Annotated in this window: 12 protein-coding genes; 5 read left to right on the top strand and 7 right to left on the bottom strand. The window is 40.7% G+C overall.

Annotated elements, in window-relative coordinates; translation table 11 throughout:
* Positions 1 to 41: 41 nt before the first annotated feature.
* The 4 genes from Aso01_RS06005 to Aso01_RS05990 all read right to left on the bottom strand — a co-directional run bounded on the left by Aso01_RS06005 (position 42) and on the right by Aso01_RS05990 (position 4,852).
* A complete protein-coding gene (locus Aso01_RS06005; protein ID WP_004937541.1) occupies positions 42 to 1,385 on the bottom strand; it encodes a DcaP family trimeric outer membrane transporter in 1,344 nt (447 codons plus the stop codon).
* Between the two features lie 291 nt (positions 1,386 to 1,676).
* Positions 1,677 to 2,369 carry a class I SAM-dependent methyltransferase gene (locus tag Aso01_RS06000; protein WP_004937543.1) on the bottom strand — a complete coding sequence of 231 codons (693 nt, stop codon included), beginning with the start codon at positions 2,367 to 2,369 and terminating at the stop codon, positions 1,677 to 1,679.
* A gap of 62 nt (positions 2,370 to 2,431) precedes the next feature.
* Complete coding sequence (locus Aso01_RS05995; protein WP_004937549.1) at positions 2,432 to 4,126, bottom strand: AMP-binding protein; 1,695 nt, start codon at positions 4,124 to 4,126, stop codon at positions 2,432 to 2,434.
* 108 nt (positions 4,127 to 4,234) lie between these two features.
* The gene (locus Aso01_RS05990) at positions 4,235 to 4,852 is read right to left on the bottom strand and encodes a TetR/AcrR family transcriptional regulator (RefSeq protein WP_004937551.1); all 618 of its coding nucleotides are present in this window, start codon (positions 4,850 to 4,852) and stop codon (positions 4,235 to 4,237) included.
* A gap of 145 nt (positions 4,853 to 4,997) precedes the next feature.
* Here Aso01_RS05990 and Aso01_RS05985 point away from each other — a divergent pair, with 145 nt between their 5' ends.
* From Aso01_RS05985 to Aso01_RS05965, 5 genes are read left to right on the top strand one after another with little or no spacing between them, the layout of a single operon-like run.
* Positions 4,998 to 6,170 (top strand): isovaleryl-CoA dehydrogenase, encoded by a 1,173-nt coding sequence (locus tag Aso01_RS05985; RefSeq protein WP_004937556.1) that lies wholly within the window; start codon positions 4,998 to 5,000, stop codon positions 6,168 to 6,170.
* Between the two features lie 24 nt (positions 6,171 to 6,194).
* Positions 6,195 to 7,796 carry a carboxyl transferase domain-containing protein gene (locus tag Aso01_RS05980; protein WP_004937560.1) on the top strand — a complete coding sequence of 534 codons (1,602 nt, stop codon included), beginning with the start codon at positions 6,195 to 6,197 and terminating at the stop codon, positions 7,794 to 7,796.
* A gap of 9 nt (positions 7,797 to 7,805) precedes the next feature.
* Entirely contained in the window at positions 7,806 to 8,609 is an 804-nt protein-coding gene (locus tag Aso01_RS05975) for an enoyl-CoA hydratase/isomerase family protein (RefSeq protein ID WP_004937562.1), read from the top strand.
* 13 nt (positions 8,610 to 8,622) lie between these two features.
* Positions 8,623 to 10,614, top strand: coding sequence for an acetyl/propionyl/methylcrotonyl-CoA carboxylase subunit alpha (locus Aso01_RS05970; protein WP_004937565.1), 1,992 nt, complete (start codon positions 8,623 to 8,625; stop codon positions 10,612 to 10,614).
* Positions 10,611 to 11,504 carry a hydroxymethylglutaryl-CoA lyase gene (locus Aso01_RS05965; protein ID WP_004937566.1) on the top strand — a complete coding sequence of 298 codons (894 nt, stop codon included), beginning with the start codon at positions 10,611 to 10,613 and terminating at the stop codon, positions 11,502 to 11,504. Before Aso01_RS05970 ends, Aso01_RS05965 begins: the two co-directional genes overlap by 4 nt.
* A gap of 142 nt (positions 11,505 to 11,646) precedes the next feature.
* Here Aso01_RS05965 and Aso01_RS05960 read toward each other — a convergent pair whose 3' ends face one another.
* The 3 genes from Aso01_RS05960 to Aso01_RS05950 form a co-directional block, all read right to left on the bottom strand.
* The gene (locus Aso01_RS05960) at positions 11,647 to 12,570 is read right to left on the bottom strand and encodes a hypothetical protein (protein WP_004937568.1); all 924 of its coding nucleotides are present in this window, start codon (positions 12,568 to 12,570) and stop codon (positions 11,647 to 11,649) included.
* Positions 12,570 to 14,072 carry a hypothetical protein gene (locus tag Aso01_RS05955; RefSeq protein WP_004937570.1) on the bottom strand — a complete coding sequence of 501 codons (1,503 nt, stop codon included), beginning with the start codon at positions 14,070 to 14,072 and terminating at the stop codon, positions 12,570 to 12,572. Before Aso01_RS05955 ends, Aso01_RS05960 begins: the two co-directional genes overlap by 1 nt.
* The coding region (locus Aso01_RS05950; protein ID WP_042065253.1) for a DUF2345 domain-containing protein at positions 14,072 to 15,641 on the bottom strand (1,570 nt) is incomplete at its 5' end. The genes Aso01_RS05955 and Aso01_RS05950, both read right to left, overlap by 1 nt.

Here is a 15,641-nt window from a genome sequence, read left to right as displayed (position 1 = left end):
GCAACTTAAAGAAAACACTGTTATTCAAGGCTTTATCAGTATTAAAAATCATAAATCGCCATTATATTGATACGATTATCCGTCCCTGTGCGACCATCAAAGGTTTCACGTTCACCGTAGACATATTCCATCCCCAAAGTAACTGGGTTGTAAGGTTTGTACATGCCATTGATCCAGCTTTGCCATAGTTCTTTATTTTGAGTTGTGTTGTCTTGATTGATTCGTGCAAAAGCATTGTTGTCCTTGGCTTTCATGTAGCCATAACCCAATGTTGAACGAAATTGAGTATTAAATTGATGGGTAATCCCTGCTGAAATTGAATCAAACTCATTGCTTTGAATATGTTTTTGATCATCAATTACATAGCTGCTATTGCTCCATAACAGGAAGCGTCCGTCACCTTTAATATGGTTATAGTCTGCTTTGAGGAAAGTTTTTGGTGTTAACTGATACTTTCCACCAATCCCGACACCCCAAGCCCATTGTTCATCTTGACTGGTTTTCTTTTCAGCGACAAAGCTACGTCCTGACAGCATAGAACCATTGGCAAACTTATGATTTATACGTCCAACAAAGGCAGGTAAACGCATTTCATTATCAGGGTCAGAGCTTGTTGTATATTTAGGATCTTCTACTGCTAAAGCAAAGCTGGTATTTGCCGTAATATTGTCACTATAACGAACCAATGGTGAGCGCTGTAATGCTCCGCCTACATAGGTCGCCGCATCGACCGTTTCCGGGTAATATTCAGGTGCGATAAACGTTGACCATGTCTGACCTAATAACCATTTATCAAAAGTTAAGTAGGCATGGCGGATACGGAATTGATCGCGTGATGCACTACCAAAGAAGTCCATTTCTAATTTTCCACCGACATCACCCATAGCAGTCGGTGTTTTAAAATTAAGACCGATCCGAGAAACATTTGCAGTGGTATGCAAGCGATCTTTTTGTTGCGCTTCTTCAGCAGTTCCTTCTAGTGGTACGCCGCTGATATTGTTGTACATCGTTGATGCGCCTTTGGCTTGATACGATGCGTCTGCACGCAAATATCCATATAAATTCACCTCTGCACCAGATTTGGTGAGTGATAATTTCGGCGTTGCGGATTGAACGGGTTCAGTTTTAGGTGCAACCATGACCTGAGTAACGGGCTGAACAGGCGGAGTTTGCTGAATATAATTTTGCTGCATTGCACGCAATTCTTTTACTTCTTGACGAAGTTTATCTATTTCTGAATTTTGCTGCATTGCGCGCAGCTCTTTTACTTCTTGGCGAAGTTTTTCTATTTCTGCGCTTTCTGAGCCTGCATAACTTCCAGACATGACAGCAAGTACAGACAGCGCTAAAACACTTTGCCGAATTGTGAAGATGAATCTTTTCATTAAAATCAATTTCCTTATTTCATGAACTTTAGCTTTTAAGTTCATTTTGTGTTTGCGTTGTATCCTTTGCAGTACTTGATGACTGCAACGCATTTCTTGTTTTAAAACCTAATCATTTGATTTTTATTTATTTAGTCTCCTTTGATTATTTTCTATAGCAATTTATTTAGACAAAAAGAACCTCACAATCACTATGAAAGTCACTGTGAATTGAACGTTTGGTAAAAATAAAATCTAAATTGTTCTTCTCATCATTTTTTCATTATGAATGCGTCTCTTGGGTTATGGGGCTTAAGCAGACTCGGCAATTTCTGCCTTTTTGGCAATCAAACCCTGATACATTAAGATTTGACTGTATGAATGTACGTCTTTAAAACCAATGTCTTGGAGTCGTTGCTGATATTCACTGAATGAAATAGTGAAAAAGTCATTTTCCATGCGATCTAACATTTTCTGGCATTGCAATTCAGTTAGGCCTTGAGTCATACATAAATAACGTAAAGCTTGTAAATGCTGAGGGTTGCTGCAAGGCATTAAATCATAGGTCAATAACAGTCCACTCCTTTTTAAGCAACGATGGATACTGCTATAAAATTCATTTTTTTGTTCATCAGCAATAAAGTGCGCGACTAAAATAGAAAGTGCAGCATCAAAAACAGCAGCTTCAGTTAAAGTAGAATGATCGCCATGTACAAACTGTACCTGAGCTGACTTTCCCATGTGTTTAACACGTGTTTCTGCCATTTCAAGCATGGCTAAAGAAGGATCAAGTGCAGTAAATGTCCAATCAGGATGTTTATTGAGTAAATATTCCAACTCATAACCTGTTCCACATCCAACAATAAGTATGTGTGCGGTTGGTTGAAGTACAGACTGCAAAATGGCATCCACTTGTTGATGAATGATTTCATATCCGGGAATTAATTTACGGATATGTTCATCATATGCTTCAACGATCTTTGGACTATTAAAATCTTTTGCCATTGACGAAGATCCTTTGCCTTATAACTTTAAAATGCTGTTTTTCTATATGATGTAAAACACATTTAGTCGAATACGCTTCCAGTTAAATTTAGTTCAGCACGCATGATTTCCTGTAACTTGAACTTCTGCGCTTTGCCTGATGCGGTCATCGGAAATTCATTTAAGAATTTTACGTAGCGTGGCACTTTATTGTGTGAAATGTGTTCCTTGCAGAAACTACGAATACTTTCTTCATTGATCTGATGATGTTCATGCAAAATAATACAAGCGCATAGTTCTTCACCATAACGCATATCAGGCAGGCCAATCACTTGCACATCACAGATTGCAGGGTGGGTATATAAAAAGTCCTCAATTTCTTTAGGAAATAGATTTTCTCCACCACGAATGACCACATCTTTAATACGGCCTTTGATTTTGACAAACCCTTCAGCGTCCATCTCCGCAATGTCACCTGTATGCATCCAACCTGCGGCATCAATGACTTCACGGGTTTTTTCTTCTTCGCCCCAATAGCCAGCCATTACCGAGTAACCTCTAACGCACAGTTCGCCTAAAGTTCCTTGTGGTACAAGTTGTCCTTCAGGATCTACGATTTTGATTTCGACATGAGGATGAACTTGTCCAACCGTACTGACACGTTTATCAATCGTGTCATTCACGGAGCTTTGTACACTTACGGGTGAAGTCTCGGTCATGCCATAGCAAATCGTGATTTCTGACATATGCATACGATCAATCACCCGCTGCATAATTTCACGTGGGCATGGGCTTCCCGCCATAATTCCTGTGCGCAAGCTAGATAAGTCAAATTCATTAAATTGTTCATGCTCTAAAGTGGCGATAAACATGGTGGGTACGCCGTATGCTGCCGTACAACGCTCGTTGTGAATGGTCTTTAGTGTTTCTAATGGATTAAAAACAGCTGATGGATACACCATAGTAGAACCATGTGTGATACAGGCCAGATTTCCCATAACCATACCGAAACAGTGAAATAAAGGTACTGAGATACACACTTTATCTTGTGGCGTTAAACCAATGCCCTCTCCTACAAAATAACCATTATTCAAAATGTTATGATGAGTAAGCATTGTGCCTTTCGGATTACCCGTTGTACCTGATGTAAATTGAATATTAATGGTTTCATCAAATTGCAATTGCTGCGTCACTAATTGTAATTGATCGAGTTGTTGTTGACTTGGTGCAACAACTAGATCATTAAAACGATGAATACCTGTATGCTGTTTTTCATCAATTTTGATCACAAATTTTAAGGAAGGCAGACGCTCTGAATGAATCATTTTGTCAGTACAGACAACAATTTCTGGTGCAATTCGCGTCAAAAATTCTTGATAATCAGTCGTTTTGAATTGTGAAGCGATGACCAATCCTTTGCAGGAAACTTTATTCAATACATACTCTAACTCATGGCTTTTGTAGGCAGGATTTAAGTTCACTAGGATAATTCCTGCTTTAAAAGCTGCAAACTGAGTGATCGTCCATTCCACACAGTTTGGTGACCAGATACCAAGTCGATCGCCTTTCCTTAAACCGAGCTGGAGCAAGCTACAGGCAAAAGCATTCACTTCATCCTGTAGCTCTTTATAGCTCAACCGTCTGTTCTGATGTGCACTTACAATCGCTTCTTGATCGGCATATTGCTGACAAGCTTGATCAAATTTTTCTCCAATCGTCATTCCCAATAAGGGCTGTGCACTTGGTCCAGAGGCATAGCTTAACCGTTGTTGTTGCATTGAATCATTCTCCTTGATTCTTTCTAATTCTGTTCCGATTTCATCTCTTGTTATTACTGCAACTACTTTTCAAACTGCCTTGTTTTGATTTTTACTACTGTTTATGTCCTATTTTTTCCTCACGGCATTCACACAAAAATCAGCAATCTGTTTTGAAAAATAGTCTTTATGTTGCTGATCGAACTTTGTATTTTGAGCTGGGTCTAGAGGTTCTACGGCGACATAAGTCATCGCGCCAACCACACAAAGTGCTGTGGTGTTTAAATCCTCCAACGCAAACTCTCCACTCGCATTTCCATCTGCGATTATTTTAATAATACTTTGTTTAATCAACTGCTTAACACGAAAACGCTCATGCTCTACCAATGAATCAACAGGCTCGAACATGAGTGAATATGCAAGCTGAGGGCTGTTTAGTGCCCTTTTTACAAAGGTAGTTACCGCTTTATGTAGCTTCTGCTCCGCCGTTAGATCACTTTCTGTAATCGCATCAATCACCAATAATTCGGTATTGATCGCTTCTGACAAAACTTCGATCAGCACCTGACTTTTATTATCAAAATAGCGATAAACCAACCCACTCGAAACACCTGCTTGCTCAGCAATTGTTTGTATCTGTGCGTCTTTAACCCCTCTTTCTGAAATTAACTTTCTGGCTGAATTCAAAATCGACTTACGATTTTGTTCCATCCGTTCTTGCATTAAAGATGATCGTTTATAGTTCATAAGATTTATTCTCTAACAAATAAAATGAATTGTAAATCATTTTATGAATCTGTATTCACTTTTTCAAAAATTCATTGTATGGTATATCTTAAGCACAAACAAGAATGCTTATGGAACAACAAATATAATCAATAGGATGAACACAATGAACCTACGTAGCTTGAATTTTGGTCTGGATGAAACATTGATTGCCCTTCAAGATTCAGTTGCCGCATTTTGTGCAAAAGAAATAGCACCAATTGCTCAGCAAGTAGATCAAGACAATAAATTTCCGAGCCATTTATGGAAAAAGTTCGGTGATATGGGCTTATTAGGCCTAACGGTTTCTGAAGAATACGGCGGTACAAACCTCAGTTATCTTGCTCATATTATTGTTATGCAAGAAATTTCTCGTGCTTCAGCTGCAATTGGACTTTCATACGGCGCACACTCAAATCTATGTATCAATCAAATCAATCGCAACGGCAGTGAGCAGCAAAAGCAGAAATATCTTCCGAAATTAATTTCTGGTGAATATGTCGGTGCCTTGGCGATGTCTGAACCGAATGCGGGTTCAGATGTGGTCAGTATGAAATTACGTGCTGAACATAAAGGTGATCATTTCGTTTTAAATGGTTCCAAAATGTGGATAACCAATGGCGGTGATGCTGATGTTTTAGTGGTATACGCAAAAACTGACTCACATGCAGGCGCTAAAGGCATGACTGCTTTTTTAGTTGAAAAAGACATGAACGGTTTTAGTCATGGTCATCATCTAGACAAACTTGGTATGCGCGGCTCAAATACCTATCCATTATTTTTTGATAATGTAGAAGTCCCGGTTGAGAACGTGTTGGGTGGTGTCGGTAATGGCGCCAAAGTCCTGATGAGTGGCTTGGACTATGAGCGCGCAGTTTTAAGCGCAGGCCCTCTTGGCATTATGGACGCCTGCATGGATGTTGTGATTCCTTATTTACATCAACGTGAACAATTTGGACAAGCTTTAGGTGAGTTCCAGCTGATGCAAGGAAAACTTGCTGATATGTATTCAACTTGGCTGGCTTGCAAAGCGCTTGTATATGCAGTTGGTACAGCCTGCGACAAAGCAGATCATGACCGTAGCTTACGTAAAGATGCCGCAAGTGCCATTTTATATGCAGCCGAAAAAGCGACATGGATGGCAGGTGAAGCAATTCAAACTTTAGGTGGCAATGGCTATATCAATGAATTCCCTACAGGTCGTTTATGGCGTGATGCAAAACTTTATGAAATTGGTGCAGGCACATCTGAAATTCGTCGTATGTTGATCGGACGTGAATTGTTTAATGAAACCAAATAATAACGATAAATCAGGATGCATCATATGAATCAATTACAAAGCAAAGTGAATGTGCGAAGTGAAGACTTTAAAACAAACCAACAAACTATGCAGACTTTGGTTAATGATTTAACACAAGTTGCCCAAAATATTGCATTAGGTGGCGGAGAAAATGCACGTCAAAAGCATTTAGCACGTGGAAAATTGCTTCCACGTGAACGTATAGATCAACTGATTGATGTTGGTACAGCTTTTTTAGAAATCGGACAACTTGCTGCGTATAAAGTTTATGAAGATGATATTCCTGCTGCGGGTGTGATTGCGGGTATTGGACAGGTTAATGGTGTAACTTGCATGATCGTTGCCAATGATGCAACGGTTAAAGGTGGCACGTATTATCCGCTTACGGTTAAAAAGCATTTACGTGCTCAAGAAATTGCTGAACAAAATCACCTACCTTGTATTTATCTTGTAGATTCAGGTGGTGCGTACTTACCAATGCAGGATCAGGTATTTCCTGATCGTGATCACTTCGGGCGTATCTTCTACAATCAAGCACGTATGTCGAGCCAAGGAATTGCTCAAATTGCGGTTGTGATGGGTAGCTGTACCGCTGGTGGTGCTTATGTTCCTGCGATGTCGGATGAAACCATTATCGTACGTGATCAAGGAACTATTTTCTTGGGTGGTCCTCCTCTAGTTAAGGCTGCAACAGGTGAAGTCGTAAGTAGCGAAGATTTGGGTGGTGGTGATGTACATACGCGTCTTTCAGGTGTTGCGGATCATTTGGCAGAAAACGATGAACATGCAATTGCGATTGCACGTAATATCATTGCCAATTTGAATAAAAAAACAAACGAACTCAATAAGCAGATTGATGAACCTTTGTTCGATGCCAAAGAGTTGTATGGAGTAGTTCCTAGCGATGCGCGTAAGCCATTTGATGTACGCGAAGTGATTGCACGTATTGTCGATGGTTCTCGTTTTGATGAGTTTAAAGCTCGTTTTGGTTCAACCTTGATCACAGGGTTTGCATCACTTTACGGGATGCCTGTAGGAATTATTGCCAATAATGGCATTCTATTTTCTGAATCAGCACAAAAAGGTGCGCACTTTATTGAGTTATGTACCCAACGCAATATTCCGTTGTTATTTATTCAAAATATCACGGGCTTTATGGTGGGTCGCCAATACGAAAATGAAGGTATTGCCAAACACGGTGCAAAACTGGTGATGGCGGTTGCAACAGCAAATGTGCCAAAAATCACACTCATCATTGGTGGCTCGTTTGGTGCGGGTAACTATGGTATGTGTGGACGTGCTTATTCTCCACGTTTCTTGTGGACTTGGCCAAACTCACGTATATCCGTCATGGGCGGTGAGCAAGCAGCCAGCGTACTTTCGACTTTGAAACGTGATCAGATCGAGCAAAAAGGCGCAGAATGGTCAGCACAAGAAGAAGATGAATTTAAACAACCGATTCGTGATCAGTATGAACGTCAAGGGCATCCTTACTATGCTTCTGCTCGTTTGTGGGATGATGGCGTAATTGATCCAGCTCAAACACGACAAGTACTGGGATTAAGCCTTGCAGCAGCTTTAAATGCACCGATTCAACCGACTAAATTTGGCGTGTTCCGCATGTAAGAGGTGTTTATGAGCTATCAATTTCTACAACTGGAACAGCATGGTTTAGTGGCGTATGTGTGGCTAAATCGCCCTGAACTACACAATGCCTTCAATACAACGGTGATTGAAGAATTGCATAGGTGTTTTAAGCAACTTGCTATTCGTGATGATATTCGGGTTGTGGTTTTAGCGGGTCGTGGTAAAAGCTTTTCAGCGGGTGCAGATTTGAACTGGATGAAACAAGCGGGTCAAGCTTCTGCCGAAGAAAATGAAGCTGATGCTTTAAAACTTGCACAGATGCTTGAAGCACTTGCAACTTTAAAACAACCAACGATTGCACGTGTTCATGGCATTGCTTTTGGTGGTGGGATGGGTTTGGCATCTGCATGTGATATTTGCATCGCTAGTACCGATGCAAAGTTTGCAACCTCCGAAGTTCGACTGGGTCTTGCCCCTTCTACGATTAGCCCATACGTGATTCGTGCGATTGGCGCTCGACAAGCTTCACGTTATTTTTTAACTGCTGAACGTATTACTGCGCATGCAGCAAAACAAATTGGCTTGGCACATGAAATTGCAGATGCGGAAGATTTAGATAAAAAAGTTCAAGAGATCATTGATGCTTTATTGCTAGGCGGACCACATGCTCAAGCTGCTTCTAAGCAACTGATTCAGATGGTCAGCAATCAAAGTATGGATAATCAATTACTTCGACAAACTGCTCACCACATTGCGCAAGTGCGTCAAGGCAGTGAGGCAAAGGAAGGCTTAACCGCTTTCTTAAGTAAGCAAGCTCCAGCATGGACTTCAAATTCTAATAACAACAATTAAGGATGACCAAAAAATGTTTGAAAAGATTTTAATTGCGAACCGTGGTGAGATTGCTTGCCGTGTAATTCGAACAGCAAAAAAATTAGGTATTGCGACGGTTGCGGTTTACTCAGATGCAGATGCACATGCACAACACGTTAAACTTGCAGATGAAGCGGTTTATATTGGTCAATCTCCTGCAACACAAAGTTATTTACAAGCTGATCGCATTATTCAAGCGGCGATCGATACAGGAAGCCAAGCGATTCATCCTGGTTATGGTTTTCTTTCGGAAAACGATCAATTCGCTTTGGCCTGCCAGCAGCATAATATTTGCTTTATTGGTCCTCCGGTCGATGCCATTTTAGCGATGGGCTTGAAAGCCACCTCAAAAGCCTTGATGGAAAAAGCAGGTGTACCTCTAACGCCGGGCTATCACGGAACAAATCAAGATGCTGAATTTTTAAAACAACAAGCAGATGAAATTGGCTATCCTGTACTCATCAAAGCCAGTGCTGGCGGTGGTGGTAAAGGCATGAGTCTGGTAGAACGTAGTGAAGACTTTCTCTACTATCTCGCGCTGTGCAAACGTGAAGCCAAATCGAGTTTTGGTAATGATGACGTACTGATTGAACGTTATGTGACTCAACCACGTCACATTGAAGTACAGGTGTTTGGTGATACACATGGCAACTATGTGCATTTATTTGAACGGGATTGTTCTGTTCAACGTCGTCATCAAAAAGTACTAGAAGAAGCGCCTGCTCCACAAATGCCAAGTGAAAAGCTCGATGCAATGCGTCAAGCTGCAATTGATGCTGCGCGTGCTGTGGATTATGTTGGCGCTGGTACGGTTGAGTTTATCGTTGAACAAGACGGCACAGCATATTTCATGGAAATGAACACACGCTTACAAGTCGAACATCCTGTGACTGAAATGATTACCGGAGAGGACTTAGTCGAATGGCAATTACGAGTTGCCTATGGTGAGCCATTACCCAAATTACAACATGAGCTACAAATTCATGGGCATGCACTCGAAGCACGTATTTATGCCGAAGAACCAGACAAAGGCTTTTTACCTGCAATCGGTAAAATTGACTATCTTCGCTATCCAACGCAAAACCAATATGTCCGTGTAGATAGTGGCATTGTTGAAGGTGATGAAATTACCACTTTCTACGACCCAATGATTGCCAAATTGATTGTATGGGGTAAAAACCGTGAAGCTGCTTTAATTCAGATGCAACATGCGCTTAGTCAGTTCCATGTCGATGGTTTAGGCAATAATATTGCCTTTTTGGAAAAGATTGTACGTTGTGATTCATTTAAACAAGCAAATTTGGACACCAACCTCATCCAGCGTGAAGAACAATTTTTGTTTAGCCCAGCGAATATCAAACCTGAGCTTGTTGTTGCGACGGCATTCATTGAATTTCTCAGCAAAATGCAAAATAACCAATCGACTCAAAAGCAACTGTGGTTGGCACAACCTTTATGGCGTAGTAATGTCACATATCAACACAGTATTAAATTGAACTTTATAAACCAAAATATTCAAATTAAGTTTTCTGCTGCTGAACACGGATTTAACGCAGAATTTAATGGTCAGCAGTATCACATCACAGGTCAATTAACTGATTATCATACTGCAAATATTCAAATTGGTGGAATTCAACAAAAACTCGCTTTTAACCGAGGTTTGCAAGGCATTACTCTATTTAACGCTGGACAAAGTTATAAATTCAGCTACTTGCGTCAGGATTATAATCAAACTGATAGTCAATCTGAGCAAGGACATCTCAAAGCTCCAATGCCTGGCGTAGTAACACAACTACTTGTAGGCGCAAATCACACCGTGAAGAAAGATGATGTGCTTTTAACGCTTGAAGCGATGAAAATGGAATACACCATCCGCGCGCCTAAAGATGGTGTAATTTTAGATGCCTATTTCCAAGTAGGTGATCAAGTCAAAGCTGGTGATGAGCTTGTGGACTTCCAAGCTACTGAGGGGGAAGTTGCATGAATGACTATGTAAAAATAGTAGAAGTTGGCCCACGTGATGGTTTGCAAAACGAGAAACAAGCTTTAAGCATTGAACAACGATTGAGCTTTATCAATGATTTAATTGACGCAGGTTTAAAGTTTATTGAAGTGGGTTCATGTGTATCAGCTAAGTGGGTACCACAAATGTCGCAGAGCGATGAGTTATTTAAATTGTTGCCACAACGCGATGATTTAAACTTGAGCTTGCTGACGCCAAACCTTAAAGGTTTCGATGCTGCCCTAGCAGTAGGATGTAAAGAGGTTGCGGTCTTTACTGCAGCTTCTGAGAGCTTTACTCGAAAGAATATCAACTGCTCGATTGATGAAAGTCTGGAGCGATTCTCTGAAATTTTTCAAGCCGCGCAAGCAAATCATGTGCGCGTACGCGGTTATTTATCTTGTATGGTGGATTGTCCTTATGAAGGTGCAATTGATCCCAAACAGGTCGTAAATGTCGTCAAACGTTTATATGAGATGGGATGTTATGAAATTTCATTGGGTGAAACCATTGGGACTGCAACACCAGATCGAGTGCAGAAAGTTTGGCAGGCATGTTTAGCAGAACTGGACAGCAACATTTTGGCTGGACATTTTCATAATACTTATGGCATGGCAATTGCCAATATCTATCAATCTTTACAGCAAGGGATTCGAATCTTTGATTCTTCAATTGCTGGACTGGGTGGTTGTCCATATGCCAAAGGTGCATCAGGGAATGTTGCAACTGAGGATTTGTATTATTTACTGTCTCAAATTGGACACGAAACAGGGATCAATCTAGAAAAGCTGATGTTAGCGAGCCAAAATATCAGTCAGACATTAAAGCGAAAAAATTTATCAAATTATGCAAATACTTATCTTCAGCAGTGAAAATTGATAATTTTTAAAAGCGTTCGTTCATCCTAAACAAAATGGCAATGTTGCATTGAGCTTATTGCCTAGTAATATTTTAAACATTATTAAGATGACCTTAAAGCAATCTAAGGCCTTATTTTAACTTTAAATTACTTAATCATTGCTTATTCGTCACTTCTAAATACCAAATCGTTTCTCCCCAACTATTATTTTCAATTTCAGGGAATACTTCCCCCTGTTCAAAATAACGGGATTGCAATTGATTTGCAGGACTCCACCAATTGCCTGTCCGTTGGCAAATCTGACCAGAAAATCCTTTTAAATTTTCTATTTGAATTGTCTCAGATGATCCACCTTCGTCTGCAATTCGTTTCACTAGTAACCATGTTGTACTTTCTTCTCTAGCATATTGCAAACCACTACGACTTAATCCTACCAGAGCTTCAATAGCATCATGCCCTTTAAGTAACAGCTGTGCGCTTGCCTCTGGTATTTCAGGAATGTAAATACCATTCTGTGGCACTGTTTCTCCTGTCTCCACTTTGATATCAGAACTTAAATGATAAATAGGTAAAGAATCTGGTAAATTTAATTCCCCTCTAGCTTGAATATTATATCTATAGCTAAGATTTCCTGTAACCCAATTACCGAAAACCGTGGTTTTTATATTAGATGACAACGTACTCGCTTCATTTTGCCAATCATTAAATTTTTTATAATTTTCCTCATCCATCCAATCAGCTGGGTAGTCAGTAGTTTGACCTCTAAAGTCAGTCACCACATTCCCAGCATATTGCAAAGCTGATAAATCACCCTCTAATAAACGTTTATAGCCATAATTTAGAGAAGCCATTGTAGACCTAAAGTTAGGTAATACATGTTCTCCCCAAACCACATCAGGCTGTTGCGAAATATGTCGGTTTCGATAATCATAAGGTAAATCCCTCATAAATAGCTCAAGTGCATTTTCTGCCACATCTAGCATATTTTTAAAAGCATCTACCAATTCGTTAAAGTATTCAACCGAACTATAGCGTTCAAGTAAGTAAATTTCCTGCGGACGAATTTCAAATTGCGGCATTATTTTTTATCTCCATACCAATTCTGTTCTAAACGGGGCACACCTACCATGCTGGTTTTCGCCTCACCAACTAAATCACTGTCATAACCCCACGGAGTTGCTTCACGCTTACTGACATTTGCTCGTACTAAATCTTTCGGGTCTAGAACAATCTGTATGCCACCACCCTCTAGTACAAATATCTCGCCTTTACTATTCTTTTTTTCAATTTTACCCGCACTATTTTTAAAAGTCTGACTTGCAGCCGGACCTTCCCATACATTGATCCCACCCCTTGGCACTCGATATTTAACAAACTCACCATTATGATTCCATGAGGCGAATACCGCAAAATAGCGTCGCCAATCAGCTTTACTTTTTAATTTCCTATATTCAGATTCTCTCATCCAACAGATACTATTATCTAAACTTCGTGGATCTAAAACACGATATAGAACTTCTCCCTCTTTTATATGTACAGATTCTAAATCATGAAAAGTTTTATAGGCATCCCGTAGAGGTCCATCTTTTGCACCTATATTTGGAAAATTTGAAGGAATTTTTGGGCACTCTGTTAAGGCCTTATATTTTTCTTTCGCTGCAACATCTACCCAATTCGGTTTATTATTTAAAACACTTTTTAACTCGGCATCTGTTCCTACTTTTTTAAAATTATGAATATTCTTAATATTAGTCGTCGCTTTAAAAGCCTGATTACTCTCTTTCTCGATTCTAACCGCTAATCTTTCTAAAAAGTCTTGTACAGGTTTTAAAAACTCACCAAGTTTTTGATTAGCTAAGTTACGAACATCAATTACGGTTTGCAACATTTGTCGTGCTTTTGCACCAATCGCCTTACTTGCGTATTTATCAATAAATTTAACCGTATCTCTTAGATAGCCTATAAGTTTATCAAATACACTTAACAATTCCTGCTTGGTCAACATGCTTTTAACTTGTCGAATTTTGTTCGCTGTTGCTTTATAAATATTGGTAATCTTTGCATTTTTAATGGCTTTTTTTACCGCTGGACGTGCAAGAAATTTATTTAACTCTGTAATTCCACTTTCAATCGCAGGTTCAGCAAGCTTGTAAATATTTCCACCTGTAAATTTTAAACCTTTGGTTGCAGGCTTAAGCATGAAGCGTCTAATAGGTGCCAGAATAACTTTAAAAATCCCTTTAAATAGTGAACCCAATACAGGAAATAAACCAATCAATGTCAAAATCAGTCCAACCCATGCCCACGGATTATTACTGTCTTCTTTAATCTTTGTTGCATTCGCACAAATATCCCGAACATCACAAATCTGATCTACAAAGGGGATCATCGAAATCACGGTACCTGTGACAATTTGTGCAGTCGTTTGATCTTCAGCAAAGTCACCTTGTAATACAACCCAGAGCCATTCTGCGATATCAGCCGCAGTTTCTTTTCCTTTCTTGATTGCATCATTTACTGGAGCTGTAAACCATGCCAAAGCATTCGTTAACTCTTTTTTAGATGGTAAAAAATCCGGCATTAAAATTGCCCCTTATTCTTATCAATCTTATTCAACTCTGCCATGACGGTATCAAACTTATCCCAAGGTTTATCTTCTTCCATTTTGGGTTGTTCATACTCAACTCTAATTGCTTTCTCTGGAACATTGTCATGATGAGCCTTACCATGCTCATCTAACCTTCCTTCAATAATCTGATTATTTTCAAAAAAGATTTTATAACCCAAATTTGCGAATGGCTGCTGATCTGCATCAAGATGTTCTAAAGCAATCCAATTTTTATTATCAAATTTAGGCAAAGCTGGCGATTGTACATTCACCTTCTCCCCACCCACAAACACATGCTGCCCCGCTTTAAATTCTGCTTTACCACCTGTTCTAAGAATGATGCCTTGCTCATTAATTTCAACCTGAGACGTTTCTGCGGTAATCAAAATCCGTTTTGGAGCAGATATATTAATTACATCCTCCGTAGAAATAATCTGAATATCCTTACGTGCAATCAGATCCGCCCCATCGCCCTGTGCCTGTAACTCGATCTTGCCCTTGCCGGTATACAGGCGAGCGCCTTGCTGTGCTGCAAATAAACTGATCTTGTCACTGGCGTGTGCAATCAGACTTTTTTGCGTGCTTATGTTCAGGCTGTCTCCTGCATGCTGGCTCAGTTGTCCGTCTGCACTCAGGTGGATGTCTTGATTACTGCTCATGGCAATGCTGCTAGGCGCACTTAAGATCATCAGTGCTTGCTTAAATGCGGCAGCCTTGTTCTGGTCTTGTTGTTCGATTTGTTCTAAGAACTGTTTAAGGTTGTCTAGTACTTCAAGCGGGTCAGTCTGCTGATTTTTGGCCACTTCACTTAAGGCTTTGGCATTGTTCAGGCTGCTTTCGAGCTGCTGGCTGGCCTCTTTCGCATCTAAATGCTGGCCCTGTGCTTGTTCTTGTTTGTGGGTGCTGAGGTGTAGCCCTTCACCTGCCCGTACGGCTCCCCACTGGTCGGTACGTAGTTCGAAACCTTCGCCTCGGCCTTCGCTTTCCAGTTGTTCTTTGGGATGGCTCAGATTACCCAGATTAAGCTGGGTTGCACCATGGCTGCTGTGGAGCTGGCTACTGATCTGCCCTGTGGTGTCATCAAAGCGGAGCTGGTTGTAGCCACTGCCCTGAATTTCTTCGGAGCGGATGCCACTCAGGTGTCGGGTATGCGGTAACTGCCCTTTGATGTCGAATTTGGTCGGACTTCGCTGGGCTTCGTGGATGCGTCCAAGCACAAAGGGCCGGTCGATATCGCCATCAAAGTAGTCGATCACCACAATCTCGCCGATACGGGGTAAAAAGCGGGCGCCATAACCTTCGCCTGCCCATGGGGTCAGTACATCGACCCATGCTGAATCAGTGTCGTTGTCGTTACTGCCTGCGCCACCATCATGGCTGTGGTCTTCACTTCGGGTAAACAGGAACCGGACTTTGATGCGTCCCCATTCGTCCACATGTACCTGTTCGCCTTCTGGCCCCACCACTTTGGCGCGTTGCGGATGTGCCGGTGGGCGGTGTTGCTGCGGGTGGTACTCAGGTACGATTTTGATGTTGCGACGG

Origin of the sequence: Acinetobacter soli (assembly GCF_000760595.1) — a bacterium.
In the GTDB taxonomy this organism is placed as follows: domain Bacteria; phylum Pseudomonadota; class Gammaproteobacteria; order Pseudomonadales; family Moraxellaceae; genus Acinetobacter; species Acinetobacter soli.
Note: the sequence above shows the minus strand (reverse complement) of the source record. Positions and strands in the feature narration are given on the sequence as shown.

Bases quoted from the DNA above. Each gene is read 5' to 3' on its own strand.
- Aso01_RS05965 (WP_004937566.1), top strand. From the start codon at position 10,611: ATGAATGACTATGTAAAAATAGTAGAAGTTGGCCCACGTGATGGTTTG.
- Aso01_RS05975 (WP_004937562.1), top strand. From the start codon at position 7,806: ATGAGCTATCAATTTCTACAACTGGAACAGCATGGTTTAGTGGCGTAT.
- Aso01_RS05970 (WP_004937565.1), top strand. From the start codon at position 8,623: ATGTTTGAAAAGATTTTAATTGCGAACCGTGGTGAGATTGCTTGCCGT.
- Aso01_RS06005 (WP_004937541.1), bottom strand. From the start codon at position 1,385: ATGAAAAGATTCATCTTCACAATTCGGCAAAGTGTTTTAGCGCTGTCT.
- Aso01_RS05995 (WP_004937549.1), bottom strand. From the start codon at position 4,126: ATGCAACAACAACGGTTAAGCTATGCCTCTGGACCAAGTGCACAGCCC.
- Aso01_RS06000 (WP_004937543.1), bottom strand. From the start codon at position 2,369: ATGGCAAAAGATTTTAATAGTCCAAAGATCGTTGAAGCATATGATGAA.
- Aso01_RS05985 (WP_004937556.1), top strand. From the start codon at position 4,998: ATGAACCTACGTAGCTTGAATTTTGGTCTGGATGAAACATTGATTGCC.
- Aso01_RS05955 (WP_004937570.1), bottom strand. From the start codon at position 14,072: ATGCCGGATTTTTTACCATCTAAAAAAGAGTTAACGAATGCTTTGGCA.
- Aso01_RS05980 (WP_004937560.1), top strand. From the start codon at position 6,195: ATGAATCAATTACAAAGCAAAGTGAATGTGCGAAGTGAAGACTTTAAA.
- Aso01_RS05960 (WP_004937568.1), bottom strand. From the start codon at position 12,570: ATGCCGCAATTTGAAATTCGTCCGCAGGAAATTTACTTACTTGAACGC.
- Aso01_RS05990 (WP_004937551.1), bottom strand. From the start codon at position 4,852: ATGAACTATAAACGATCATCTTTAATGCAAGAACGGATGGAACAAAAT.